The organism is Nocardia sp. NPDC047654, assembly GCF_043205035.1.
Taxonomy (GTDB): domain Bacteria; phylum Actinomycetota; class Actinomycetes; order Mycobacteriales; family Mycobacteriaceae; genus Nocardia.
In genome coordinates this window covers 918,911-943,573 of sequence record NZ_JBIDDF010000002.1, presented here as the reverse complement: position 1 = coordinate 943,573, position 24,663 = coordinate 918,911, and the positions used below count along the sequence as shown (strand labels likewise).

22 protein-coding genes are annotated in these 24,663 nt (G+C 69.6%); 4 read left to right on the top strand and 18 right to left on the bottom strand.

Annotated features, from left to right (window positions below):
- Positions 1 to 95: 95 nt before the first annotated feature.
- From metE to ACGF7Y_RS12770, 4 genes are all read right to left on the bottom strand, one after another.
- Positions 96 to 2,402 (bottom strand): 5-methyltetrahydropteroyltriglutamate--homocysteine S-methyltransferase, encoded by a 2,307-nt coding sequence (metE, locus tag ACGF7Y_RS12785; protein ID WP_393232790.1) that lies wholly within the window; start codon positions 2,400 to 2,402, stop codon positions 96 to 98.
- A gap of 392 nt (positions 2,403 to 2,794) precedes the next feature.
- The gene (locus ACGF7Y_RS12780) at positions 2,795 to 3,664 is read right to left on the bottom strand and encodes a 3-hydroxybutyryl-CoA dehydrogenase (protein ID WP_357034594.1); all 870 of its coding nucleotides are present in this window, start codon (positions 3,662 to 3,664) and stop codon (positions 2,795 to 2,797) included.
- Between the two features lie 275 nt (positions 3,665 to 3,939).
- Positions 3,940 to 5,229 (bottom strand): isocitrate lyase, encoded by a 1,290-nt coding sequence (gene aceA, locus ACGF7Y_RS12775; RefSeq protein ID WP_357034596.1) that lies wholly within the window; start codon positions 5,227 to 5,229, stop codon positions 3,940 to 3,942.
- 432 nt (positions 5,230 to 5,661) lie between these two features.
- Positions 5,662 to 6,498: an alpha/beta fold hydrolase gene (locus ACGF7Y_RS12770; RefSeq protein ID WP_393232788.1), complete on the bottom strand. Its 837-nt coding sequence runs from the start codon at positions 6,496 to 6,498 to the stop codon at positions 5,662 to 5,664.
- 70 nt (positions 6,499 to 6,568) lie between these two features.
- On the opposite strand from ACGF7Y_RS12770, the gene ACGF7Y_RS12765 reads away from it, so the two are divergent.
- On the top strand, positions 6,569 to 7,024 hold the full coding sequence (locus ACGF7Y_RS12765) for a MarR family winged helix-turn-helix transcriptional regulator (protein ID WP_393232785.1): 456 nt from the start codon (positions 6,569 to 6,571) through the stop codon (positions 7,022 to 7,024).
- Positions 7,025 to 7,099: 75 nt separating this feature from the next.
- On the opposite strand, the gene puuE is transcribed toward ACGF7Y_RS12765, so the two are convergent.
- From puuE to uraD, 9 genes are all read right to left on the bottom strand, one after another.
- Positions 7,100 to 8,050, bottom strand: coding sequence for an allantoinase PuuE (puuE, locus tag ACGF7Y_RS12760; RefSeq protein WP_393232782.1), 951 nt, complete (start codon positions 8,048 to 8,050; stop codon positions 7,100 to 7,102).
- Positions 8,051 to 8,162: 112 nt separating this feature from the next.
- A complete protein-coding gene (alc, locus tag ACGF7Y_RS12755) occupies positions 8,163 to 9,134 on the bottom strand; it encodes an allantoicase (protein WP_393232780.1) in 972 nt (323 codons plus the stop codon).
- A gap of 44 nt (positions 9,135 to 9,178) precedes the next feature.
- A complete protein-coding gene (locus ACGF7Y_RS12750; protein WP_393232777.1) occupies positions 9,179 to 10,396 on the bottom strand; it encodes a DUF6986 family protein in 1,218 nt (405 codons plus the stop codon).
- Positions 10,393 to 13,425 (bottom strand): molybdopterin-dependent oxidoreductase, encoded by a 3,033-nt coding sequence (locus ACGF7Y_RS12745; RefSeq protein ID WP_393232775.1) that lies wholly within the window; start codon positions 13,423 to 13,425, stop codon positions 10,393 to 10,395. The genes ACGF7Y_RS12750 and ACGF7Y_RS12745 overlap by 4 nt, the downstream gene beginning before the upstream one ends.
- Positions 13,425 to 14,267, bottom strand: a complete 843-nt coding sequence (locus ACGF7Y_RS12740; protein WP_393232772.1) for an FAD binding domain-containing protein — start codon at positions 14,265 to 14,267, stop codon at positions 13,425 to 13,427. Before ACGF7Y_RS12740 ends, ACGF7Y_RS12745 begins: the two co-directional genes overlap by 1 nt.
- Before the next feature lie 260 nt (positions 14,268 to 14,527).
- Complete coding sequence (locus ACGF7Y_RS12735; protein ID WP_393232770.1) at positions 14,528 to 15,886, bottom strand: 8-oxoguanine deaminase; 1,359 nt, start codon at positions 15,884 to 15,886, stop codon at positions 14,528 to 14,530.
- Positions 15,874 to 16,779, bottom strand: a complete 906-nt coding sequence (gene pucL, locus ACGF7Y_RS12730) for a factor-independent urate hydroxylase (RefSeq protein WP_393232767.1) — start codon at positions 16,777 to 16,779, stop codon at positions 15,874 to 15,876. Before pucL ends, ACGF7Y_RS12735 begins: the two co-directional genes overlap by 13 nt.
- A 7-nt stretch (positions 16,780 to 16,786) precedes the next feature.
- Positions 16,787 to 17,104 carry a hydroxyisourate hydrolase gene (gene uraH / locus ACGF7Y_RS12725; protein ID WP_393232764.1) on the bottom strand — a complete coding sequence of 106 codons (318 nt, stop codon included), beginning with the start codon at positions 17,102 to 17,104 and terminating at the stop codon, positions 16,787 to 16,789.
- Between the two features lie 76 nt (positions 17,105 to 17,180).
- Entirely contained in the window at positions 17,181 to 17,684 is a 504-nt protein-coding gene (gene uraD, locus ACGF7Y_RS12720; protein WP_393232761.1) for a 2-oxo-4-hydroxy-4-carboxy-5-ureidoimidazoline decarboxylase, read from the bottom strand.
- Between the two features lie 137 nt (positions 17,685 to 17,821).
- Here uraD and ACGF7Y_RS12715 point away from each other — a divergent pair, with 137 nt between their 5' ends.
- Positions 17,822 to 18,418 (top strand): NTP transferase domain-containing protein, encoded by a 597-nt coding sequence (locus ACGF7Y_RS12715; RefSeq protein ID WP_393232758.1) that lies wholly within the window; start codon positions 17,822 to 17,824, stop codon positions 18,416 to 18,418.
- 13 nt (positions 18,419 to 18,431) lie between these two features.
- On the top strand, positions 18,432 to 19,463 hold the full coding sequence (locus tag ACGF7Y_RS12710; RefSeq protein ID WP_393232755.1) for an XdhC family protein: 1,032 nt from the start codon (positions 18,432 to 18,434) through the stop codon (positions 19,461 to 19,463).
- Here the strand turns inward: ACGF7Y_RS12710 and ACGF7Y_RS12705 are convergent, their stop codons facing one another.
- From ACGF7Y_RS12705 to ACGF7Y_RS12690, 4 genes are all read right to left on the bottom strand, one after another.
- Complete coding sequence (locus tag ACGF7Y_RS12705; RefSeq protein ID WP_393232752.1) at positions 19,464 to 20,552, bottom strand: ABC transporter substrate-binding protein; 1,089 nt, start codon at positions 20,550 to 20,552, stop codon at positions 19,464 to 19,466.
- Between the two features lie 92 nt (positions 20,553 to 20,644).
- Complete coding sequence (locus ACGF7Y_RS12700; protein ID WP_393232749.1) at positions 20,645 to 21,442, bottom strand: ABC transporter permease; 798 nt, start codon at positions 21,440 to 21,442, stop codon at positions 20,645 to 20,647.
- The gene (locus ACGF7Y_RS12695; RefSeq protein ID WP_393232747.1) at positions 21,439 to 22,191 is read right to left on the bottom strand and encodes an ABC transporter permease; all 753 of its coding nucleotides are present in this window, start codon (positions 22,189 to 22,191) and stop codon (positions 21,439 to 21,441) included. The genes ACGF7Y_RS12700 and ACGF7Y_RS12695 overlap by 4 nt, the downstream gene beginning before the upstream one ends.
- Positions 22,188 to 22,991, bottom strand: coding sequence for an ABC transporter ATP-binding protein (locus ACGF7Y_RS12690; RefSeq protein ID WP_393232744.1), 804 nt, complete (start codon positions 22,989 to 22,991; stop codon positions 22,188 to 22,190). The genes ACGF7Y_RS12695 and ACGF7Y_RS12690 overlap by 4 nt, the downstream gene beginning before the upstream one ends.
- Positions 22,992 to 23,113: 122 nt before the next feature.
- Between ACGF7Y_RS12690 and pnuC the strand changes: the two genes are divergently transcribed.
- On the top strand, positions 23,114 to 23,836 hold the full coding sequence (gene pnuC / locus ACGF7Y_RS12685) for a nicotinamide riboside transporter PnuC (RefSeq protein ID WP_393232741.1): 723 nt from the start codon (positions 23,114 to 23,116) through the stop codon (positions 23,834 to 23,836).
- Between the two features lie 6 nt (positions 23,837 to 23,842).
- Here pnuC and ACGF7Y_RS12680 read toward each other — a convergent pair whose 3' ends face one another.
- Positions 23,843 to 24,634, bottom strand: coding sequence for a DeoR/GlpR family DNA-binding transcription regulator (locus ACGF7Y_RS12680; RefSeq protein ID WP_040870550.1), 792 nt, complete (start codon positions 24,632 to 24,634; stop codon positions 23,843 to 23,845).
- Positions 24,635 to 24,663 lie beyond the last annotated feature (29 nt).

Here is a 24,663-nt window from a genome sequence, read left to right as displayed (position 1 = left end):
TAATACAGTACGTACTGTACTGAAATAAGGAGAGAAAGACCGAGGGCCGTCCGCGTTCGGTCGAACGAAGACGGCCCTCGGCGCGCGATTCCGCCTCAGTCGGTGGACTCCACCCGCCTGCGTATGCGGCGCGCCGCGGCGACCAAATTGCGCAATGACGGCTCGAGCTGCCAGTAGTGCCGGGTCTTCAGACCGCCGTCCGGATTGGCCCACAACCGCTGCGGCGTCACCGCTTCGGCTGCCGCGGTGAGCAGTTCGTCCAGCTCATCGATGTCCGGGATGCGCGCGGACCGGCTCTCGTACACGCCGGGGCCGACACCGTGACTGAGCCCGTGCCCGGAGGCGCAGTCCTCCTTCAGCGCCCGCAGCACCCACTCGATCGAGCGGGTCGCCACGATGGCGGTGACATCGGCGTCGAGTTCATCGATCGCCTCCACCACCTCGGCGCGGCCGGAATATCCGATGTGCGTGTGGATCTGCGTCTCGGCCTGCACCCCGGAGGTGGCCAACCGGAACGCGCCGATCGCCCAGCGCAGGTATTCGGCGCGGCCTTCCGGGCGCAGCGGCAGCATCTCCCGGATCGCCGGTTCGTCGACCTGGATGATCGCGATGCCCGCCTTCTCCAAGTCCACCACCTCGTCGCGAATGGCCAGCGCCACCTGGTCGGCGGTCTCGTGCAGCGGCTGGTCCTGCCGGACGAAGGATCGCGCGATCATGGTGACCGGCCCGGTGACCATGCCCTTGACCGGCTTGTCGGTCAGCGACTGCGCGTAGCTGATCCACTCCACCGACATCGGCGCCGGGCGCGACACATCGCCGTAGATGATCGGCGGCCGCACACAACGGGATCCGTACACCTGCACCCAGCCGAAGCGGGTGGTCGCGAAGCCGTCGAGCAGCTCGGCGAAGTACTGGATCATGTCGTTGCGCTCGTGCTCGCCGTGCACCAGCACATCGAGGCCGATGTCCTCCTGCAAGCGGATCGTCGCCTCGATCTCGGCCTCGATCCGCTTGCGGTACTCCTCGTAGGACAACCGGCCCTCACCCAGTTCGTAGCGCGCCTGGCGGATGCCGGCGGTCTGCGGGAAGGAACCGAGCGTGGTCGCGGGCACCGGCGGCAGGTTCAGCTTGCGCTGCTGGGCTTCGCGGCGCACCTCGTAGGGCTCCCGCGAGCGCATGTCCGGGGTGACCGCGTAGACCCGCTGCCGCACCGCGTGCTTCTGCTTGAAGTGCACCTCGGTGGGGCGCTTGCGCCACTTGTCCGACGGGCCTTCGGTGAGCGCCTTCGCGAGCGAGACCACCTCGCCCACCTTTTGTTTCGCGAACGCGAGCCGGTCGGCGACGTGCCCTTCGATGTCGTATTCGATCAGCAGGTCGTAGGGCACGTGCAGCAGCGTGGTCCCGGTCGAGACGACCAGGTCCGGGCACACCTGGGCCAGTTCGTTGAGGTATTCCAGCGTGACGTAGCGGTCCGCGCGCCACACGTTGCGACCGCTGATCACACCCGCGTACAGGCGCTTGCGGCGGATGCCGGGCACCTTGGCGAGATCCTCCGGGCGCATCCGGTAGCTGGCCAGGTCGAGACCGATCGCCTCGATATTGGTGCCCGCCAGGATGGTCAGCGCCTCGCCGAAATCGCCGTACTGTCCGGTGACCAGGATGCGCGGGCGCAGCGGGGCCTTGCCCAAGCGGTGATAGGCGGCCTCGAACGCGGCCAGCTCGGCGGGCGTGCGCTCGCTGGTGAACGCGGGCTCGTCCAGCTGCACGCAGGTGGCGCCGCGCTTGGCGAGGATCTCGAACAGTTCCTCGTAGACCGGTAGCAGCTTGTCCAGCAGGCCGAGGGTGTCGAATCCGCCGGACTCACCGGGGATGTGCCCGGCCTTGGACAGCAGCAGCAGCGACACCGGGCCGATGACCACCGGCCGCAGTTCGATGCCGACCGCCTTCGCGCGGTCGAATTCGTCGAGCAGCGCCTCGGGGTGCAGCGAGAACTCGGTGCCCGCGTCCACTTCCGGCTGGCGGTAGTGGTAGTTCGTGCCGAAGAACCGGACCAGCTCGAGCGGCGGCAGATCCGGGCGGCCGCGCGCCATCAGGAAGTAGAAGTCCAGCGGGTGCAGTCCGTCGCGGTAGGGCTCGAACCGCCGGGGCACCGCACCGAACAGCAGCGCGTTGTCCAGCACGTGGTCGTAGAAGGAGAAGGTGTTGCCCGGCACCTGGGTCAGGCCGGTGGCGGCCAGTTCGTTGAACTGGGTCTCCTGGATCTCACGACCCACCGCCAGCAGTTCTTCGCGGTCGAGCGAACCGTGCCAGTAGGCCTCCAGCGCCCGCTTGAGTTCGCGGTGCGGCCCGATCCTGGGATAGCCGAGAATGCTCGACCCGTAGCCGTCGGTCACGTTCACCATGAGCGGGACAACCCCTTTCGATCACCTGCGCGGCCCGCCGAGATCGACGGGACGATCCAGCGCTGCGCTCTGGATACCCAGCCGAGCCGTCGACATGGCCCGGCTGTTGTGCAGCTTATGCCGATTGCCGTCACCGGCTCGGCAACACCAACTTCTGGTCGACTCCGCATCGAGGTGTGCCGGTCTCGTTTCTCACCGGTCGCGCACCGTGGCGTCGGTCAATCGTTCGGAACTCGCCTGCCTGACCCGCCGGGTGCGAGTCTTACGAGCACCGTTCGCGGCCCATCTCGCCTCCGAGTGTCCGTTGCGCATGCGCCGCAGGCGCGAGCAGGGGACGCTCGGACGCGAGACTTCCAGGGGCCGCGAACACGCAGCGCCGCAGGCGCTGCAAGTCAGGCCCGATACTGGTAGAAGCCCGCGCCGGTCTTCTTGCCGAGCAGGCCCGCCTCGACCATGCGCATGAGCAGCGGCGGGGCCGAGTACAGCGGCTCCTTGAACTCGCCGTACATGGAGTCGGCGATGGACTTGACCGTGTCCAAGCCGACCAGGTCGGTCAGCGCCAGCGGGCCCATCGGGTGGGCGCAGCCGAGCACCATCGCCTTGTCGACGTCCTCCTTGGTGGCGAAGCCGGACTCGACCATGCGGATCGCCGACAGCAGGTACGGCACCAGCAGCGCGTTGACCACGAAGCCGGAGCGGTCGGCCGAGCGCACGACCTGCTTGCCGAGCACCTCGCCCGCGAAGGCCTCGGCCCGCTTGGAGACCGACTCGCTGGTCTTGAGCGTGGTGACCAGCTCGACGAGCGGCAGCACCGGGACCGGGTTGAAGAAGTGCATGCCGACCACGCGCTCGGGGTTCGCCGTGGCGACCGCGATCTTCATGATCGGGATGGACGAAGTGTTGGAGGCCAGCACGGCCGAGGGGTCGGTGACGACCTTGTCGAGTTCGGCGAAGATGCTCGTCTTGACCTTCTCGTCCTCGAGCACCGCCTCGACCACCAGCTGGCGATCGGCGAAGTCGCCGAGGTCGGAGGTGAACCGCAGACGCCAGGCGGCCTGTTCGCGCTCGCGCTCGGTGATCTTGCCGCTGCTCACGCCGCGATCGAGGGAACGCAGGATGCGTGCGCGGCCCGCGGCGGCCAGTTCCCGCGTCTGCTCGTACACCAGCACGTCGACGTGCGCCCTGGCACACACCTCCGCGATTCCTGCGCCCATCTGGCCGGCGCCGATAATGCCGACGCGTTGGATCTTTTCGCTGCTCACGTCCCGCTCCTGCTGGGTTGTCTGGCTCTGGGGTGGCTGGTCTGCGAAGGTGTCGCTCCGGTGTGAGCGCGTCCTTCGATGGTCCAAGGTATAGGGATGCCCTCCCCGCCGGGGCTGTTCAGCGGGGAGGGCAGTACACCCCTACCGGAGTAGAGGATCGGCGGTTTTCACGTCGGGAACCTCATTTCCCTAGCGAGCACCGGTGGTAGGCATCCGTTCGTGAGTTCGGCTGGTTACGCGACCGAACTCACGCGCGAGGCCGTCGAGCGCCGTTCTCAGTGGAACTGACCCTCTTCGGTGGAGCCCTTGAGCGCCGCGGTGGAGGTGTTCGGGTCCACGGTGGTGGCGATGGTGTCGAAGTAGCCCGCGCCGACCTCACGCTGGTGCTTGATGGCGGTGAAGCCACGCTCGGCGGCGGCCTTGAACTCGCGCTCCTGCAGGTCGACGAAGGCGGTCATGCCCTCGCGGGCGTAGCCGTAGGCCAGGTCGAACATGCCGTAGTTGAGCGAGTGGAAGCCGGCCAGGGTGATGAACTGGAACTTGAAGCCCATCGCGCCGAGCTCACGCTGGAACTTCGCGATGGTCGCGTCGTCCAGGTGGGCCTTCCAGTTGAAGGACGGCGAGCAGTTGTAGGCCAGCAGCTGGTCCGGGAACTCGCTACGGACGGCCTCGGCGAACTTGCGCGCGACCTCGAGGTCCGGCACGCCGGTCTCCATCCAGATGAGGTCGGCGTAGGGGGCGTAGGCCTTGGCACGCGCGATGCAGGGCTCGATGCCGTTCTTCACACCGAAGAAGCCCTCGGGGGTGCGGGTGCCGTCCAGGAACTCACGGTCGCGCTCGTCCACGTCCGAGGTGATCAGGGTGGCGGCCTCGGCGTCGGTGCGGGCGATGATCACCGACGGCACGTCGGCGACGTCGGCGGCCAGACGCGCGGAGGTCAGGGTGCGGATGTGCTGCTGGGTCGGGATAAGCACCTTGCCGCCCAGGTGGCCGCACTTCTTCTCGGAGGCCAGCTGGTCTTCCCAGTGCACACCGGCGGCGCCGGCGGCGATCATGGCCTTCTGCAGCTCGTAGGCGTTCAGCGCGCCACCGAAGCCGGCCTCGGCGTCGGCGACGATCGGCGCCAGCCAGTTGGAGACGGAGGTGTCGCCCTCGACCTTGGCGATCTCGTCGGCGCGCAGCAACGCGTTGTTGATGCGGCGGACCACGGACGGAACCGAGTTGGCCGGGTACAGCGACTGGTCGGGGTAGGTGTGGCCGGACAGGTTCGCGTCACCGGCGACCTGCCAACCCGACAGGTAGATGGCCTTCAGGCCGGCGCGGACCTGCTGGACCGCCTGATTGCCGGTGAGAGCGCCGAGGGAGTTGATGTAGTCCTCGTTGTTGACGAGATCCCAGAGGATCTCCGAACCGCGGCGGGCGAGGGTGGCCTCCTCGACGACGGTGCCCTGGAGCTTCGACACCTGCTCCGCGGTGTAGTTACGGGTGACGCCCTTCCAGCGGGGGTTGGTGTCCCAATCCTGCTGGATTTCCGCGGCGGTCCTCGGGGTGCCGGTGGTCGACATCTGTGACTCCACTTCTTCGTTCGGTCCATGCCGCCCGGTCCCGAGCTACGAGGCAGCTCGTACTGCTGGAGCGGCAATTTGCAGGCTTGCTAGGCCCTTGGGGTGTACTTTCACACGATGGCACACGAAGAAATGGGCGTCTACCTGTTGTTAGTGTGAATCTCAGCTAGGTTTTCGGACACCTTTGCTAACTCTGCAAAATTTGCCACTGAATTGCAAAGGTGCAATCTACTGGCCGGTAGCGCTGACGTGCGGTTTTAGCGTAACGCTTGTACTGTTAGCGATCGACGGGCGGCCCTCCCTCGCCAGCGTCGGCATTCCTCACTGTGAGCACCTTCACAAGTCCTGGCGGGTGCCTTTCGTGTGGGCCACGCCACCCGTCGGCGAGCGGACCGAACGCGCGGAGGGCCACCCGCGAGCGCGCCGAACCGCCTACTCCGCCGCCCCGAGGACCTCACACACCTTGGCGGCGTACGCGGCCGGGTGGGTCAGGTTCCCGTTGTGCCCGCCGGGGAATTCCACCGCCGGCTCGCCGCACAGGGCCGCGAGTTCCTGTGCGGCCTTGTAGTCGAAGACCTGCCGGGGTGTGGTGCGCCCGCAGGCCGCAACGATGCGCACCGGCGACTGCCGCAGCGGCGCGACATCGAGCTGGTCGGCGCGGATCGCGGTGAAGTCGTGCTCCAGGAAGTACTCGAAGTTCGCGGCGCGCTCCGGTCCGATCGGAGGCGCGGTGACGCCGGGTTCCCGATCCTGGTTCCGCGGATCTATCCCCAGCGTCCGCACCATCGGCGCGAGCGCCGCTTGCCATCCTTGCTCGGCGAAGACTCGCTGGCAGTCTTCGAGTTCGGCGAGCTGATCGGCGCGGTCGGCGGCGGCGAGCAGCCACGGCGTGACGGGCTCGTGCGCGATGAGGGTGTGCAGCCGATCCGGATGCCGAACCGCGAGGTGCAGGCCGATGGCCGCCCCCATGCTGCAACCGAGCATGCGCACCGGCTCGTCGGTCAACGCCGATAGCAGGCGGAACACGTCGTCGGCGTGCGTCGCCACCGAGGTGGGCCCGAGGGGATCGCGCAGCACACTGCGCGACAGTCCGCGCCGGTCGTAGGTGACGACGGTGAAGCGCCGCTCGAGGTGCGCGACCAGATCCTCGCTGCGCCGCGCGTCCCCCTCTCCGCTCTGCGCGATCAGCAACATCGGACCGCTGCCGCGAACTTCGTAGTACAGGTCGGCTCCGGAGACCTCGAGGGTGCCGGTGGAAATCGTGCTCATGCCACCGACGGTAATCCATCAAATTAGATACATCAAGTGTGATACATCTTTATTGATGTATTGTGCCCTTGTGGACGGAGTCGAACTGTTCCTCTTGGGCCGGACGCTGATGAAGATCGGCGAGGACGCTTTGCCGACAGCGGGACTCGGCGGTGGCCACCGACCCGTGCTCGTCGTGTCGAGCGACATCCTCGAACACCCCGACAGCACCGTCGGCGAGATCGCCAACCGCACCGGTCTTCCCCAGAGTGCGGTGTCCACCGCGGTGGCCCGCCTCAAAGAGGCCGGCTCGATCACCTCCGGTGTCGACCCACGCGACCGCCGACGCACCCTGGTCCGCGCGGCCGCGCAGGCTTCACCACGAGTCGCCGAAGTGCGAGCAGCACCCGTGGACGACGCGGTGGCAGCAGCGCTGGCCGACGACGACCCGGCCGCCGTGCGCGAGGTGCTCGACGCGCTCGCGACGCTCACCCGCCACCTACGCCCCCGCGAACCCCGCCCCCGCGAACCCCGCCCCCTCCCCTGACGAGTGGCACATCAGCGAGAGCCCTACTCGCGTTTCGCCACAGCCATGTGCCGCTCGTCGGGGTGAACGATCAGGTCAGGGGGAGGCGGGTGGTGGGTGGGTCGCGTGCCAGTGGTCGGCGATGTCGATGCGGCGGGTGATCCAGACCTGGTCGTTGGACTGGATGTGGTCGAGTAGGCGTTCGAGGGCGGCGGTGCGGGCGGGGCGGCCGATGAGGCGGCAGTGCAGGCCGATCGAGAGCATTTTCGGGCTGCCCTCGGCGCCTTCGCGGTAGAGGACGTCGAAGGCGTCGCGTACGTGGGCGAAGAACTGCTCGCCGGTGGGGAAGCCCGCGGGTGAGGCGAAGCGCATGTCGTTGGTGTCCAGCGTGTAGGGCACCACCAAGTGGTCGCGGCCGTGTACGCGCACCCAATAGGGCAGGTCGTCGGCGTAGGAGTCCGCGTCGTAGCGGAAACCGCCGTGCTCGACGACCAATTCCCTGGTGTGCGGCGAATCGCGGCCGGTGTACCAGCCCAGCGGCGGCGCGCCGGTCAGGTCGGTCAGGACGCGCACCGCCTCGGCCATCTGCGCCCGTTCGGTGTCGCGATCGGTGAGCTGATAGGACTTCCAGCGCAGACCATGGCAGGCGATCTCGTGGCCCAGTTCCCGGAAGGCCGCCACCGCTTCCGGATTGCGTTGCGCGGCGCGGGCGACCGCGAAGATCGTCAGCGGCAGCCCGCGCCGTTCGAAGACGCGCAGCACCCGCCACAGCCCGGCGCGGGAGCCGTATTCGTAGAGCGACTCCATGCTCATATGGCGGTTCGGGAACGCTTCGGCGGGCGTCATCTCCGATAGGAACGTCTCGGAGTGTTCGTCACCGTCGAGGACGTTGTTCTCCCCGCCCTCTTCGTAGTTGAGCACGAATTGGACCGCGATCCGCGCCGCGCCCGGCCAACGCGGGTCCGGCGGATTCGGGCCGTAACCGACGAAATCCCTCGCGCCCGCACTTGTCACGCTCCGCCGCCGCCCTCGGTCCTGCTCGCTCACGACTGCGCCTCGTCGACGCACGGCTCGTGCCTTCGCGCCGGGCCGCTCACCACCGTGCCTGGACGACGCTCGGCTCCGGCGGGCGTGACGCGCGGTATCGACTTCCGCACGCTCATGCGCCGAGCTCGCCGTACAGGCGCAGCCGTGCCAGCCCGCCGTCCGGGTAGATGTCCAGGCGCACCTCTTCCACGGACGCGGCCATCGGCGCGATCGGGAACCGGTGCCTGGTGTCGGGTTGCAATGCGGTGCGTGGCAACAACTCCAGCTCGGTGCCGTCGTTGGTGCGGCCGGTGAGCCGGGCGGCGCCCGGGCTGTTGCCGAGGAAGTAGGAGGTGTCGAGTTCGGCGAGCCGGATCAGTCCCGGTCCGGCCAGGCGGATGCGCACCCAGTCGTTGCCCTCGTCCCGGCGGCGGGCGGTCTCCCAGCCCTCGCCCATGGACCGGGCCCGGCCGGGGTACAGCAACTGGTTGGGCGAGCTGTAGAAGCGGTTGGAGCAGTCCAGCACCAGCGCGCCGTTCTCCAGCGCGGCCAGATCCAGCGGGCCGAGTCCGAGCAGGCGCGGATCGGGCCGCCCCTCGCCGTGCACCCGCAGCCTGGCCACGCCGCCGTCGGGATGCATGGTGAGTCTCACGTGCGTCCAGCGCTTCTCGTTATCGACCGCGAACAGGTTGCGGCTGTCGCCCGTCACCGGAGAGCGATCGACCAGCAGCACCCAATCATCCCGCGCGGCAATGGTCTCCGCGGGCGGGTAGTCCTCGATCTCCAGCGCCGACACCGAGACGGCGGGTGGGTAGTTGCCCTTGAACCACGCCGTGTCCACGACGATCCCGCGGATCACGCCCGGCACGCCGAGCCGCACGATCGCGGAGTCGTCGCCGGGCCGACCGCGGTGCCTGCGGGTCTCCCAGCCGTCGTAGATCTGACCTTTGTGGCCGAAGCTGGACGGCCGGTACTGCGCGGGACCGGGGCTGATCAGATTTTCCTTCTCGGCGAAGAACTCGTCGTTCGCCCAGATCACCGAGCCGCCGAGTGGCCGGACCACCAGATCCGGCAACAGCGTGATCTCTTCGTCGTCGCCCCGCATCGCGTCTCCTGTGTCTTTCGGGACCGCACCGTTCGGATGGCCGATCACGTCGCCTCCGCCGGGATCGGCGCGCGGGCCGCCAGCGCGCGCAGGACCGTTTCGGTGAGCTCCGCGGCCCCCGCGTCCGGGCGAGCGCCGCACTCGATGCCGCGCAGCACGGTGGCGGCCAGCGCTTCCGCGGTGGCGGGCTCGTCGACGATGTCGCCGCCGCGCCGGGCTAGATAGTCGCGCAGGCGCGGCACCGCGACATCGATCGCTTGGCGGAAGAAGTCGTAGGTGGCCAGCCAGCGTGTGATCAGGTGGCCCGGATGCATGTCCCAGCCTTGGTAGTACCCCCGCCGCAACGACCGCGCGACCAGGCGGTGATGGTTGCGCAGCGCGGCCTCCGGGTCGGCGTCGGGCACGACCTGGGTGGAACCGTCGCACACCCACGTCCCGGTCTGCGCGGCCGCGACCTGCATGACCGCCTTGGCGTAATCGGCGGCCGGGTGGTCGAGGGCTTGGTCCGGCGCGGCGACACCGAGTGCTGCGGTGTAGTCGTAGGTACCGAAATGCAATGCGGTGCAACGCCCTTCGGAGAGTGTGAGCATGGCGGCCACGGGGGCGGTGCCATCTGCCGCCAGGATCGCCTGCGGGCTCTCGATCTGTAGTTCGAAACGCAGGCTGCCCTCGGCGATGCCGTACGCGCGCTCCAGCCCGACACACAGCTGCACCAATGCCGAAACTTGCTGTACTGCACGAATTTTCGGCACCGTAAAGACGAAACCGGCGGGCACACCCCCCACGCCCTCCAATACGAGATCCAGCGTGCGAAGCGCACGACGACGCTCGCCGCCGCCCAAGCCCTTCATCCGGATGCCGCTGTTCGCCGGGCCTCCGGAGCGCCGCGCCCAGGCCGCGAGCACCGCGCCCGCCGCCGTGGCCGCGCGGTCCTCCTCGGCGTCGGCGCGCAGGCCGTAGCCGTCCTCGAAGTCGATGCGCAGATCCTGGACCGGGTCCGCTTCCAGTCGTTTGCGCACGTCGGGCAGCGAGCCGGTCGCGTCGAGCGTGGCCAGCAGATCGTGGTGCCGGTCGAGCAGTCCGACCGCGGCCGCGCCCCACTCCCCGGGCGTCTCCTCGGTGACCCGGTCGGCCGGGACGTACACGGTGTGGATCGGTTGCGGGCGGCCGTTCGATCCTGGATACCGGCGGCGCAGCTCGGTATCGACCGCGTCGAGCAAAGACTCGATCCGCCCGCGTACGTTCTCCGGCACCTTCGTCATCGTGATCCTTTCTCCCGCAGCGCGGCCCATACCCGGTCCGCGGTCATCGGCAGCCGGTACAGCCGCACGCCGACCGCATCGCGGATCGCGTTGGCCAGCGCGGGGGCGACCGGGTTGTACGGCGACTCACTCATCGACTTGGCGCCCAGCGGTCCGAGCGCGTCGGAAGTCCGGGCGAAGTAGACCTCCGTGCGCGGCACGTCGGCGAATTGCGGCACGTGGTAGTGCCGCAGGGTCTGGGCGCCCACCACTCCGTCCGCACTGCGCATGTCCTCGTACAGCGCCGTGCCGACGGCCTGCGCCGCACCGCCCTCGACCTGCCCACGACACTGCACCGGATTGAGCACGGTGCCCGCGTCGGCGGTCTGGATCGATTGGAGGATGCGCACCGCTCCGGTGCCGGGATGCACGGCGACGCGGAAGGCGTGCACGTTGAAGCTCACCGACCGTGGGCTGCCCCCGTGCTCGGCGTGCGCGGTGAGATCGCCGCCGGTCAGCAGTTCGGCCGCGGTGAGCAGCCGGTCCGCGCAGTGCACGCCGCCGGTGCCGAGCACGCAGTTCCGCTCCGGAACTCCCGTCAGTTCGGCCGCCCTGGCCAGCATGAGCCCGCGCAACGCGCACGCCGCCTCGTACACGGCCTTGCCCGCGACCACGATGCCGGTGGAGCCGAACGCGCCGGTGTCGTACTCCACCAGATCGGTGTCGGCCTGCCGGATCACGATGCGGGTGACCTCGGTGTCCAGCGCGGTGGCCGCGAGCTGCGCGTGCACCGTCGTGGTGCCGTTGCCGAATTCCGCCGTGCCGACCCTGATCTCGTAGCGGCCGTCGGGCAGCAGCGAGGCCGTCGCCGTCGACCGGTGGCCCCGGGGCGGGACGGTCGCGATCATCGCGGCGGCCATGCCGGTGCCCACCCGCCACTGCGGGCCGGGCGCGTGCACGTCGTTGCCGCGCAGCAGCGCCCGTTCGGCGAGGTCCAGGCACTGGTCCAGACCGTAGCTGCCGAACATGAGGTCGCCCTCGTTCACCGCGGCGCCGACGAACGGGTCGCCGGGCACCACCACGTTGCGGCGGCGCAGTTCGAACGGGTCCATGCCGAGCGCGTGCGCGAGCTCGTCCAACGCCGACTCCACCGCGAAAATCACCTGGCCGAGACCGTAACCGCGGAACGCGCCGGAAGGGACATTGTTGGTGTACACCGCTCGCGCGTCGACCCGTTTGTTGGCGCAGCGGTACAGCTCCACCGACTCGCCGACGCCGTGATACATCACCCCGCCGCTGTGATTGCCGTAGGCGCCGGTGTCGGCGAGCACGTCGACGGCCAAGGCGGTGAGCACGCCGCCGGCGTCGGCACCGGCCGTCACCTCGACTCGCATCGGGTGGCGGCAGGTCGCCGAGGTGAACTCGTCGGCGCGGGTGAACTCATACTGCACCGGCCTGCCGGTCCGCAGCACGGCCAGCGCGATCAGGTCTTCGGCCAGCATTTCCTGTTTCGCGCCGAATCCGCCGCCGACCCTGGCCGCGAACACCCGCACCTGCGCGGGCGACAGCCCGAACAAGCGGCACAGTTCATCCCGGACCAGGAACGGGACCTGAGTACTGCACCGGATGACGAGCCGCCCGGCGTCATCCAGCCAGCCGACCCCACCGTGCGTCTCCAGGTGCACGTGCTGCCCACGCGGCGAATGCCAGACGCCGCGCACCACGTGGGCCGCGGCGGCCAGTCCCGCCGCGACGTCGCCCACCTCGCCGTGCAGTTCGGCGACGAGGTTGCGGCCGGGATCGGCGATCCGGGCCGAAGCCGGTTTGTCCCCGTGTAGTTTCGGCGCCTCGGCGCGCAGCGCGTCGCGCGGATCGAACACCGCGGGCAGGACCTCGTAGTCGACCTCGAGCAGACGGCAGGCCTCCCGGGCGATCGCGACGCTGTCGGCCACCACCGCGGCCACCCGCTGCCCCACGAACCGGACGGTTCGGTCGAGCACGTAGGTGTCGTCGGGGTCGTCGGTGCGCAGTTCGTGCCGCGCGGTGGAGAACGGCACGTCCGGTGCGTCGGCAGACGTCAAGACGGCGTGCACACCCGGCAGTGCCTCGGCGGCGGCGGTTTCGATCGAGCGGATGCGCGCGTGGGAATACGGGCTGGTCGACACGGCGATGTGCAGCGGGGCGGTCGGCGGCGCGGTGGCGGCATCGCTGGTTCGCGGCCGGTCCTCCGCCGGGGACCCGAACTGCGGCAGATCCAGCGTGAACGGCTCACTCCCGGAGACGATGCGCGGCCCGGCCAACGCGCCGACTCCGGCTCCAGCGCCTCCGGTGGTCGTCGCGGTTCGATCGGAAGCCAAGGCGGCAAGCCCGGCGGGCGGGCGTGGCTCGCCGCCGGGAACGGTGCGCGAACCGGCCAACGTACCGATTCCGGCATCCGCTCCACTGGTCCTCAGCGGCCGCTCGGGAGCGCACGCGGCAGAGTCACCAGAAGCACGCGGCTCGCCGCCCGAGACGACGTGCGGTCCGGTCGACGCACCGACTTCCGCGCCTCCGGTGGTCGTCGCGGTTCGATCCGAGGCGAAGGAAGTAGGGTCGCCGGGATCGAGCGGCTCGCCCAGCGCGGCGCGGATGGCGCGGTAGCCCGTGCAGCGGCAGAGATTTCCCTTCATCAATTCGGCGAGTTCGTCACCCGGCACGGCGACCCGCTCGTCGTCCCCACACCCCAGCCCCGCGGCCGTGACCACCATGCCAGCGGTGCAGAAACCACATTGGAACGCGGCGTTGTCGACGAACCGGCGCTGCACGGGGTGCGGGTGCTCTGGCGTTCCGAGCCCGGCGGCGGTGGTGACGGAACGTCCGGCGGCGCGATAGGCGGGAAAGACGCAGGAGTGCACCGTCATTCCGTCGACGAGCACCGAGCAGGCCCCGCAATCGCCGGTGTCACACCCCTTCTTCACCGCGACGGTGCCGCTCTCGCGCAGCACCGTCCGCAGGCACTGGCCCGGCCGCGCCGTGATGTCGACGGTCCTGCCGTCCACCTCGAACCGCATCAGTATTCCCGCAATTCCGCGGCGACCTCGCGGGCGAGCACCCCCGCGACGTGCCCGCGCCACTCCGGCGAGCCGTGCGGATCGTCGAACCACAGCGCGGGATCGATCGTGCTCAGCGCGTCGCGTATCGCACCATCGGTGGGCGGTGCGGCGAAATCCAGGACGACGGGCCTGGTGGTGGCGGCGGTGATGGTGACCGCGCTGCGGCCGTCCCGCTCCCGCCGCCCCATCACCACGGCGCCGGACCGGCCGAGCGGAGCGAGCGCGATCTTCCGGAAGCCGGTGCGTGCCAGCAGACTCGACCGCGGCAGGCGGATCGAGCGCAGCACCTCACCGGATCGCAGCACCGTGCGTCCAGGACCGAGGACGAACTCGCGCAACGGGATACATCGATCGGCGCCGTCCGTCGTCCACACCACCGCCGTCCCGTCCAGCGCGACCAGGGCGCCGAGCACCGCGCCCGCGGGCAGCGCGAGGCAGACGTTGCCCCCGACGGTGGCGGTGCGCCAGATCTTGTGCGAGGCCAGCAGCGCCCGGCAGGACCGGGCGAACAGCGCGGTCCCCGGCCACGGGTCGTGCAATACCGGCATCCCCAGCTCACGTCCCGGCGCGGCCCCGGCGAACTCGGCCAGGGTGCAGGTCGCGGCGATCTCCAGTCCGTCGTCCCCGATCTCGAACGCGGGCCAGCCCAGGCCGGTGATGTCGACCAGGCGCACCAGCTGATCCTGCGGCTCGGAGAACAGGAACGTCCCTCCGGCGAGCACCGCGGTCGAAGCGCCGAGCACGGCCAGGTCTTCCCGCTCGCGGGCGATCACCACCTCGCGGATCGTGTCCAGGTCCACGTCTCACCTCGTTCCTGCCTCTCCGTCACCGTAGAGCCAGTCGGTTGCCGCCACATTGCCTGCGACGCCCGCCAGATTGCGCGGCCGTTACCTCGCCGCACGACGGCCACCCGCGGCCGGGAACCACCCCTGCCGAGCGGGCGTGCCATCCACGACACCACGGCTCCACCCGCCTCGACGGCTGCCGGAGCCGACACCTGGTTCAGTATTGCTCGTCCCGCCTGACCAGGCACGACACCTCGCCCACATCCGGTGTGCGATTACCCCGCTTTCGCGACCAACGCCGCCTGTGCCCGCGCCACCTCGCCCGCGACCACATCCGTGTCCACCGTGCGCACCTCGCCGTCGCGCACCACCTCGCGTCCGTTCACCAGCAGCGCGATCAGCGGCGGGGCCGAGCCGAGCACCAGCGCGGTCACCGGATCCTCGATTCCGGCGTGCGCGGCCGTGTCCAGGCGCCACAACGCCAGGTCCGCCAGCTTGCCCACCTCGATCGAGCCGATCTCGGCGGCCCGGCCCAGCACTCGCGCGCCGCCCATGGTGGCCAGTTCCAGTGCGGTGCGCACGGTCATCGCACGCGGGCCGCCGCGGTTGCGCGCCCACAGCAACGCGTGGCGCGGCTCCTCGATCATCGAACCGGCCTCGTTGCTCGCCGCCCCGTCGACGCCGAGGCCCACCGGGACGCCCGCGCGCACCAGGTCGGCGGTGCGGGCGATGCCCGCGCCGAGCCGCGCGTTCGACGTGGGGCAATGCGCCACGCCGGTGCCGGTCGCCGCCATGGCGCCGATCGCGTCGTCGTCGAGGTGGACCCCGTGCGCGTACCAGACATCCGAACCGAACCAGCCGAGCCGCTCCATGTACTGCGCGGGCGTGCAGCCGAAAGTCTCGGCGCAGTAATCCTGTTCGTCGAGGGTCTCGGCGAGGTGGGTGTGCAGCCGGACGCCGGTGGCGCGGGCCAGCGCCGCCGATTCGCGCAGCAGGTCCGCCGTGACCGAGAACGGCGAACACGGCGCCAGCGCGATCCGCAGCATGGCATCGAATGACGGGTCGTGCCAGCGCGCGATGGCCGCCGCGCTCGCGGTGAGGATGTCGTCCAGGCTCTCCACCAAGTGGTCGGGCGGCAACCCGCCCGCGCTCGCCCCTAGATCCATCGAGCCGCGACAGGGGTGGAACCGCAGGCCGACCTGCGCCGCCGCGGTGATCTCGGCCGCGAGCGGGTCACCGCCGTCGCGTGGGAACACGTAGTGGTGATCGGTGGTGGTGGTGCATCCGGTGCGCGCGAGGGCCGCGAGCGCACCCGTGGCCGCCACGCCTACCGCGTCCTCGTCGATACCCGCCCAGACGGGGTAGAGCGTGGTCAGCCATTCGAACAGCGTGTGGTCGGTGGCCAGGCCGCGGGTGATCCATTGATAGAGGTGGTGGTGGGTGTTCACCAGCCCGGGGGTCAGCAGGCAGCCGCGCCCGTCGATGCGCCGAGCATCCGGGATCTCCGGCGGGTCCCCCGCGCCGACCGCGTCGATCCGGTTGCCGCGCACGACGACGTGGCCGCGGGCGTGCTCGGTGCCGAGCGCGTCGACCGTCGCGACGGCGCAGTCCGCGATGACGGTCACCTGGTCCACGCGGGCCCCGCTTCCGGCGCGTCGGCGCGCGCCACGGTGGCGTGGATCAGCCCGTAGGGCCGGTCGTCGGCGTGGTACACCTCGCCGCGATTCTCGATGCCGAAGCGGCCCAGGTCGTAGTCGAAATGATGCTTGTTCGGCGCCGCGAGCCGGATCTCGGCCAGCACCGGGTACGCGGTCAGCGCGGCCTTGCCCATCTCGAACAGCGTCTGTTGCATGGCCTTCGAGTGCAGTGTCGCGAAGGTCTCCACCAACCGCCCCCGGACGCCGGTGTAGACCTCGTCCCAGTCGACGCCCGCGCTATCGGTGAACCGCCACTCGGCGATCAGTGCGGTGGCCAGCATCCGATCGTGGGTCGGCGCGAGCACGGTGTAGTCGTCGGTCAGGAAGTCCGCGAACTCCGACCCGGTCGACTTCAGGATGGTCAGGTCCTTCACCCCGCCCACCACCCAGGCCCGCCGCTCGGCGCCGCTTCCGGCCACGGTGACCGCCGCGGTGCGCACGTCGGGGCCTTGCCGCACCCAGGTGTGGTCGTGCTCCACGCCGCCGACCGAGACGCGCTGCCAGGCGTATTCGTCGACCTCGACGCGCGCGCTGCGCACCGGTTCGATCTCGGCGACGAAATGATCGGCCAGCGCGAGCGCGTAGTCCTCGATGGCTCGCAGTCCCGGCTGCTTCGCGAAGGCGTAGGCGGTCTGCTTCTGCGAGTCGGTGGGCAGCACCTTCGCCTGGTCGCCCGCGACGTACGCGTCGGCGAAGTCGCCGCGCAGCACCGTGGACACGTTCACGTCGCGGATCTCATGACGCGCGGTCTGCCGGTGGATCCGGACGATCCGGTTCTCCGCCTTGCCGTATCGGTGGTCGGTCAGCACGATCGGCCCGGTCAGTTCCATGCTCGGCTCAGCTCCCTCGATAGGTGGAAAACGCGAAGGGCGACAACAACAACGGGACGTGATAGTGCCGCTCCTCGGTCACGGCGAACGCGATGCTCACCTCGGGATAGAAGGCCTCGACCTCCCGGTGCGCGAAGTAGGCGCCGGTATCGAACACCAGCCGATAGGTTCCGGGTTCGAGCGCTTCACCCAGTGCCCCGATCCGTCCATCGGCATCCGTTTCGCCCGAATCCAGCTGCCGGTCCCCCTGATGCAACGTCACGGTGACGCCCGCGGCGGGTGCGCCGCGCACCGCGTCCAGCACGTGCGTGCTCAGCGTGCTCATGACCGCGTCTCGCAGGCGCTCGGTTGCCCCATGACCACGAACGTGGCTGTGCCGACCGTTCCCTCGCTACGCCCACTCACGACCGCTCCGCCAGCAGCGCGCGCAGCCGGATGCGGTTGATCTTGCCCAATTCTGTTCGCACGACTCGCCTTTCGGTCTCGGGATCATTACGCAGCCGGGCGGTGAGCAGCGCGAGCAGCTCCTTCCCCGACTTTCCGCTCGCGCACACCAGATAGATGTGCCCGAACCGTTGCTCGTAGGCGCGGTTGCCCTCGGCGAGCGCCGCGCGTACCGCGTCGGCGGCTCCCGCCACCCCGGCCTGCTCCCGCGCCGAAGCCTCGGAATGCGGCCGCTCCCCGATCCTCGGATGCCCCGCCAAGGCCAGGTCGAGTTCGGACTCCGGCAGCGCGGCCAGCACCTCGTCCGCCGCGTCGAGCAGCGCCTCGACGCTGCGGTACGGACGGCCCGCGACCAGCGACCGCGCGAAGCCCGGCGACGAGCAGCAGCCGAGCACCGCCCGGTAGGCCGCGTCGCCGGACAGCGCGTCGAACGCCGCGATCCCGGGCCGCCGATCCGTCATCGGACCAGCATCGGATAAGACCCCGTGAGCCGCCACCGGGAAGGGATGGATCACCTTCGGCGTGTCGCTCGCGGAAGCACGTCCCGGCACCGGTTTCACCTCATGCGGCGCAGACCGCGCGGTATTACCGTTTAGCCATGGCCGACCCTGATCGTCCCGCCGTCGCGCCCTGCGCCGGCGTCGTGCTCGCCGCGGGCGCAGGCACCCGCTACGGAAAACCCAAGGTGCTCGCCGAGGGCGGCGCCTGGCTGCGGGCGACCGTCACCGCGCTGCGCGACGGTGGCTGCGACCCGGTCATCGTGGTGCTCGGCGCGACCGGCCCGACGCCGCGAATCGTCGATCTACCGCCGGGCGTGCGGCACGTCTGGGCCGCGGACTGGGCCACCGGTATGAGCGCATCGCTGCGGGCGGGCCTGATCGCCGCGGCGGGCACCCCCGCGCGCTACGCCGCGATCATGCCGGTGGACACTCCCGATGTCGGCGCCGACGTGGTCGCCCGGGTGCTCGCCGCCGCGCTGACGTCTCCCAGCGGTCTGGCTCGCGCTGTGTTCCACAACACACCGGGGCACCCCGTTGTTATAGCCCACAAGCACTGGAATGCGGTTTGTGGGTCGGCAGCAGGAGATTCCGGCGCCCGCACCTATTTGACCGGCAGAAACGATATGGTGTGCGTCACGTGCGACGATTTGGCGACGGGCGTCGATCGTGACTTCCCGGCCACGACCGCACGGTGATCGGAGCTAGCTGATGCGGGACATCGTCGACGACCTGTTGCGGGTGTGGCACTCGGGCCGAACCGGCGGACTCGGCACCATCGTGCGCACCGTAGGCGCCGCCCCGTTACCGGTGGGCTCGGCGATGCTGGTCGATCCCGACGGGGGCGTCTACGGGTCGGTGGCCGCCGGCGGGCTGGAGGAGATCGCGTACGAGGCGGTACTCCAGGCGGCGCGCACCGGCCGTCGCGCGATGCACCGCTTCGGCGTGGCCGGCGGCCTGGAGGCCAGCGGGAACGGCGAGGCGATGATGGACGTCTTCACCGAGCCGTTCTCGCGAAGACACTTCCCGGAGTTCCCGGATGTCGCCGCCGAGATCGCGGCGCACCGCAGGGTCACCGTCTTCACGGTGGTCTGGAACTCCGATTCCGACCTGATCGGCCAGCACCTGATCACCGACAAGAAGCACGCCACCGAACTGGTCGCGCTACCCGATTCGGACGTCTTCGTCTCCTCGTTCGCCCCGCCGCCGCGCCTGCTCATCTTCGGCGCCAATTCCTTCGCCGCCGCACTCACCGTGCAGGCCGGGTTGCTCGGTTACCGGGTGACGATCTGCGACTCGCGCCCCAACTTCGCTACGCCGGAATCGTTTCCCGGCGCCGAAGTGGTGGTCGATTGGCCGCACCGCTATCTCAACACGTTGTCCGCGGCCGGCGAGATCGACAGCAGCACAGCCATAGTCGTGCTATCGCACGATCCCACGTTCGACATCCCGCTGCTCACCGTGGCGCTACGACTACCCGAGCTCGGGTATCTCGGCGCGATGGGCTCCCGCCAAGTGCACATCCGTCGGATCGAGGATTTGCAGGCAGGTGGTTTCGGCGCGGATACCCTCGCACGGCTGCACTCGCCCGCCGGATTGGACATCGGCGCGCGCACCGCCCCCGAGATGGCCGTGGCGATCGCCGCCGAACTGCTGGCCGCCCGCGCCGCCCAACCGGTGCGAGCGGCCGACCCGTACAGCGGCGAGTTCCCTATCCCGTCGAGGACCGCTGTGGGCATCTGATCATTTCAAGCCGGGGTTCTCGGCATACACTTCGCGCAGTACGGACAGGTCGAACAGCTGGGCGGCCTTGATATCAATCTTCGCGGCGCGCAGCGCGGCGATATTCTGCTCGATCAACGCGTCGGTCATGGAGAGCAGACCATTGGCGGCCGTGTCCGCCGATACCACCAGCTCGTTCTGAGCGCTCGCCTCCTTCGTCTGCTCGGCGAGATCGAGCTTCTGATCCTTGCCGTACACCTCGACCGCGAGCCGGGCCGATTCGGCCGGGTCCGCCACCGCGTCCTTCCAGCCCTTGATCTCGGCGGCCAGGAACGCCTTCAGCTTGTCGCGCTCCTTGTCGATGGTGGACTGCGCGACCGTGAGCGTCTCCGCGACCAGCGGCAGATCGAAGTCCGCGAACAAGAAGTGCGTGTTCTGGAAGCCCTTCGCCGCCAGCGTGATCGGCTCATTGGTCACGTAGCTGACCCATCCGTCGACCTCGCCGTTGGCCAGCGGGGTCGGATCGTATTGCGCGGGTACGACGGTGACATCGCCGGGCTTCAGCCCGTTGGCGGTGAGCAGCGCGTTGAAGATCAGCTGGTTGGTGTCCTGCACGCCGATCTTGCGGCCCTTCATGTCCTGGGGCGATTCGAGCGGTTTCGCGGCGGCGGACACGATCGCGAACGGATTCTTCTGATAGGTGGTGGCGACGATCTTGGCGGGCAGCCCCTCCAGGATCGCCGGTGCGGTGGTCTGCGGCGCGGACAGTCCGAGCCACACCTTCCCGGTGTCCAATCCGGCCTCCACCGACGTGCTGGCCGCGCCGCCCGCGACGAGGTCGACCGAGCCGAAACCGGCGTCCCTGAAATAGCCTTTCGAGTCGGCGAAGTATTCGCCCGCGAATTCGATGTTCTTCAGCCAGGACAGCTGCACCGCGACGCTGCCGTATTTCGAGCCGTCCTCGGTGGTGCCGCCCGACGAGCCGCCGGAATTCCCGCCGCAGGCGGCCAGCACCCCCGCACCGCCGAGCGCGGCGCCGGCGAACGCGGAGTATCGGAGAAACGAGCGTCGGTTCAGGTGCCCGAACGTGGAGCGTTGCGCGGGTGTCATGGGCCGAATCTAGGTGTAGCGCGTTTCATTTTCTTTACTTTGGCGTTCCGAGCGAGAATTCGCCTGTACTTCGCGGGAGCGGGGTCGTTCGGTCAGAGTCGTCCCGCTTCCGGTCCGAACCTCGCGAGCACGAGGTTCTCGACGACGCCGACGATCGCGTAGAGCACCACCGAGACCAGCGTGACGATGACGATCGAGGCCCACAGCTTGCTGTACTGGAACGTCGGGATCGCCCGGATCAGGCTGGCGCCCAGACCGGTTCCGCTGCCGAGCCACTCCCCCAGCAACGCGCCGATCAGCGCGCCCGGCACCGAGATCCGCGCCGCGGCGAACACCGAAGGCAGCGCCGCGGGCACGGCCACCATGCGCAACCCGGTCCAGCGGGAACCGCCGTACGCGGCCACCAGTTCCAGCGCCTGCCGCGGCGCGGCGCGCAACCCCGCCGTGATCATGACCAAGGCGGGGAAGAACACCACGATCGCGGCGAGCACCGCGACCCCAGCGAGGCCACGGCCGAACACCAGCACGATGATCGGCGTGAGCGCCACCAGCGGCACCGAGCGCAGCAGCATGGCCACCGGGAGGAAGGTCTGCTCCACCGCGGCGAACGACACGAACAGCGCCGCGACCACCAGCGCGGCGAGCATCCCCGCACCGAACCCGATGGCCGCGTCGCGCAACGTGATCTGCAAGTCGTCCAGGATCGCCTGCCGCGCGGTGGCGGCGTTGGGCGCCGTCACCAAGTAGGTCCAGATATCGCCGGGTGTCTTGCCGACCCGCGGACCGACCTGCGGGAACGCCCTGAGGAAGACGTACCAGATCGCCAGCATCAGCAACAGCGAGGTGCCCAGCGGGAACAGGAAGATCCCGATCCGTCGCAGGAGGTTCATCGCGCCTCCCGCCCGGTCCAGGGCGCGGCCAGCCGAGCGGCCAGCGCCACCAGCGCGTAGCCGAGTCCGGCCAGTGCCGCGGCGGCCAGCGCCATGCCCCAGGTGCGTGGCACGTTGTAAGAGGTCTGCGCTGCGGTCAGCGCCACCCCGATTCCGCTGTCGACGCCGCCGAGGTACTCGCCGATGATCGCGCCGAGCACGGCCGACGGCGCGGCGATCTTCAACGCCGCGAACGTGCTCGACAGCGCCGAGATCGCCCGCACCCGGTACAGCTGCTGCCACCGCCCGCCACCGTAGGCGCGCACCAGGTCCAGGCTGGTCCGGTCGGCCGAGCGCAACCCGGCGACGGTGCCGACCATCGTGGTGAAGAAGCAGTACATCGCGGCGAGGAACACCGTCGGGGTGCGTCCGCCGAAGACCACCAGGATGATCGGGCCCAGCGCGAGCAGCGGCGTGCAATAGCTCAGGATCGCCAGCTGGGTGGCCAGCGACTCGATCGGCGGGACCAGCACGATCAGAACGGCCAGCGCGATGGCCAAACCGTTGCCCCAGACGAATCCCCGCAGCGCGCCGAGCGCGGTGATCCGGAAATTGGGGCCGTACAGTTCCCACCCGTCGGTGTACATGGTGTGCAGCACCTGCCAGGGACTGGGTATGGTGCCGCCCGCGACCTCGAACGCCGCGAGCGCCCACCACACCGCGACCAGTCCGAGTACGCCGAGCACGCCTGCGAAGCGCTTCACGCTCATGCGACCCCTCCCTTGCCCGACTTCCCGAACAGCAGCTCCGACAGATAGTCGTGCAGCTTGTGGAACTCCGGTGTTCGCATCATCTCCGGCAGCCGGGGGCGCGGCAGGTCGATCTCGACCAGCTCCAGCACCCGCCCCGGCCGCGGGCTCAGCACGGCCACCACATCGGACAGGAACACCGCTTCCGCGATGCCGTGGGTGACCATCAGCGTCGTCGCGGGCTTCTCGGTCCAGATCCGCAGCAACTCCAGATTGAGCCGCTGCCTGGTCATGTCGTCGAGCGCCCCGAATGGTTCGTCCAGCAGCAGCACGGTCGGCTTCACCACCAGCGCCCGCGCGATCGAGACGCGCTGGCGCATACCGCCCGACAGCTGCGCGGGCTTGGCCTTCTCGAAGCCGTCCAGTCCGACCAGGCGGATCAGGTCATCGATCTGCCCCCGCTCCGGCTTGATCCGCGCGACCTGCAACGGCAGCGCGATATTCGAGGCCACCGACCGCCACGGCAGCAGCGCCGAATCCTGGAACGCGATGCCGAGCCCGTGCCGTCCGCGCAGTTGCGCGGGCGTCATGCCATCGATCAACGCCGTGCCCGCGGTCGGCGTCTCCAGGCCGGCGAGAATCCGCAGCACCGTCGACTTGCCGCAGCCGGACGGGCCGAGCAGCGACAGGAACGTGCCCTGCTCGGTGTGCAGATCGACGCTCGCCAACGCCTGCACGGTTTTCCGCCCGACCCGGAAGGTCTTGGTCAATCCGCTGAGATGAATTCCGGTCCCCCCGGCGGTACCGCTCTCCGTGCTCATGACGGCCACGATAAGAGCACCTCATTGCGCGGACATTGCGAATCGCGTCGCCGGATTGCGCAATCGTTACGGTCCGCACCGACCGCGGCGGGGTCGATTTCGAATCGGGGCGAGCCGATCGGATGAGATACGCCCCGCCGCGGGTTACACGACAGGTGAACCCGATCCCCACGCTGCTCGACGCCAAGCTGCACATCGCGGGCTCGGAGATCCTCTGGCGCGAAGTGATCGGCAACGGCTTCGGCTTGGCCTCCGCGATCGGCGGCATGCGGCGGCGCGTGTGGGCCTGGCCGGTCGGCATCGCCGGGAACGCGCTGCTGTTCACCGTGTTCGTCGGCGGCGTTTTCCACACCCCGCAGCAACTGAATATGGCCGGGCAGGCCGGACGTCAGCTGATGTTCGTCGCGGTCAGCGTCTACGGCTGGTGGAGCTGGCACCGACACGCGGCGCGCGAGACCGGGCTCGAACACCGCGGCGTCGACCCGCGCTGGGCGGGCGGGCGCGAGCGGGTCGCGCTGGTGGCGGCGATGCTCGCGGGCACGGCGGTGTTCGCGCAGCTCTTCGCGTGGCTGGATTCGTACGGCCCGTGGGCCGAGGCGTGGATCTTCACCGGCTCGGTGCTTGCCACCTACGGGATGGCCCGGGGGCTGGCCGAATTCTGGTTGATCTGGATCGCGGTAGACCTGGTCGGCATTCCGCTGCTGGTGCGGGCGGGCTACTACCCGTCGGCCACCCTGTATCTGATCTACGCGGGCTTCGTGGCCTGGGGGTTCCTGGTCTGGCGGCGCGGCATCCGCCCCGCCGCCGAGGTTTCGCGGCCGCGGGCGCCGGCCACCGCGAACTAGATCCGCCTACACCACGTCGACCCGCACGCCCGCCGCGCGGATCGTCTCCACCGCCGCCGGATTCGCGTCGGTGTCGGTGACCAACACCTGCACCTGCTCGATGCCGCAGATGCGGGCCAGCGCGGTGCGCTCGAGCTTTTCGCCGGTGGCCACCACCATCACCCGGCCGGAACGCCGCACCATCTCGGTGGTCACCCCGGCCTCGTCGATATGCCTGCACTGGGCGCCGCCCGCGACGGAGATCGCGTTCACGCCGAGCACGAGTTCGTCGAGCCGCAATTCGGCCAGCGCCCGTTCGGCCAGCGGCCCGTGCAATTCGTAGGACTCCCGCCGGGCCACCCCGCCGAGGACGATCGTGCGCATGTGCGGCCGCAACACCATCTCCCCCGCGATGTTCAGCGCGTTGGTGACGAGGGTCAGCCGCTCGTCCCCGGCCGACCCGAGATCCGTGCGCCCGGCCAGCGCCCTGGCCACCGCCGTGGTGGTGGTGCCGCCGTTCATCCCCACCACCGCGTGCGGATCGACCAGGGACGCCGCGTGTTCGGCGATGCGCTGCTTGGCCTCGCCCGCACTCTGCCGGTACCGCGCGGGCAGGTCGTAGGCCACCGTGGTCGCCACCACGCCGCCGTGCGTCCTGGTGGCCAGCTGTTGTTCGGCGAGCGCGGTGAAGTCCCGGCGCACCGTCGCGGCGGATACGCCGAGCCGATCGGCGGCCTCCTCCACCGAGAGCCGCCCGGATTCGGCGAGCAGTTCCAGCAACCGATTCCACCGTTGCGGACGATCCGTCGGTCCGGTCATCTCACACCGCCCCGGTCGCGCGGGAAACC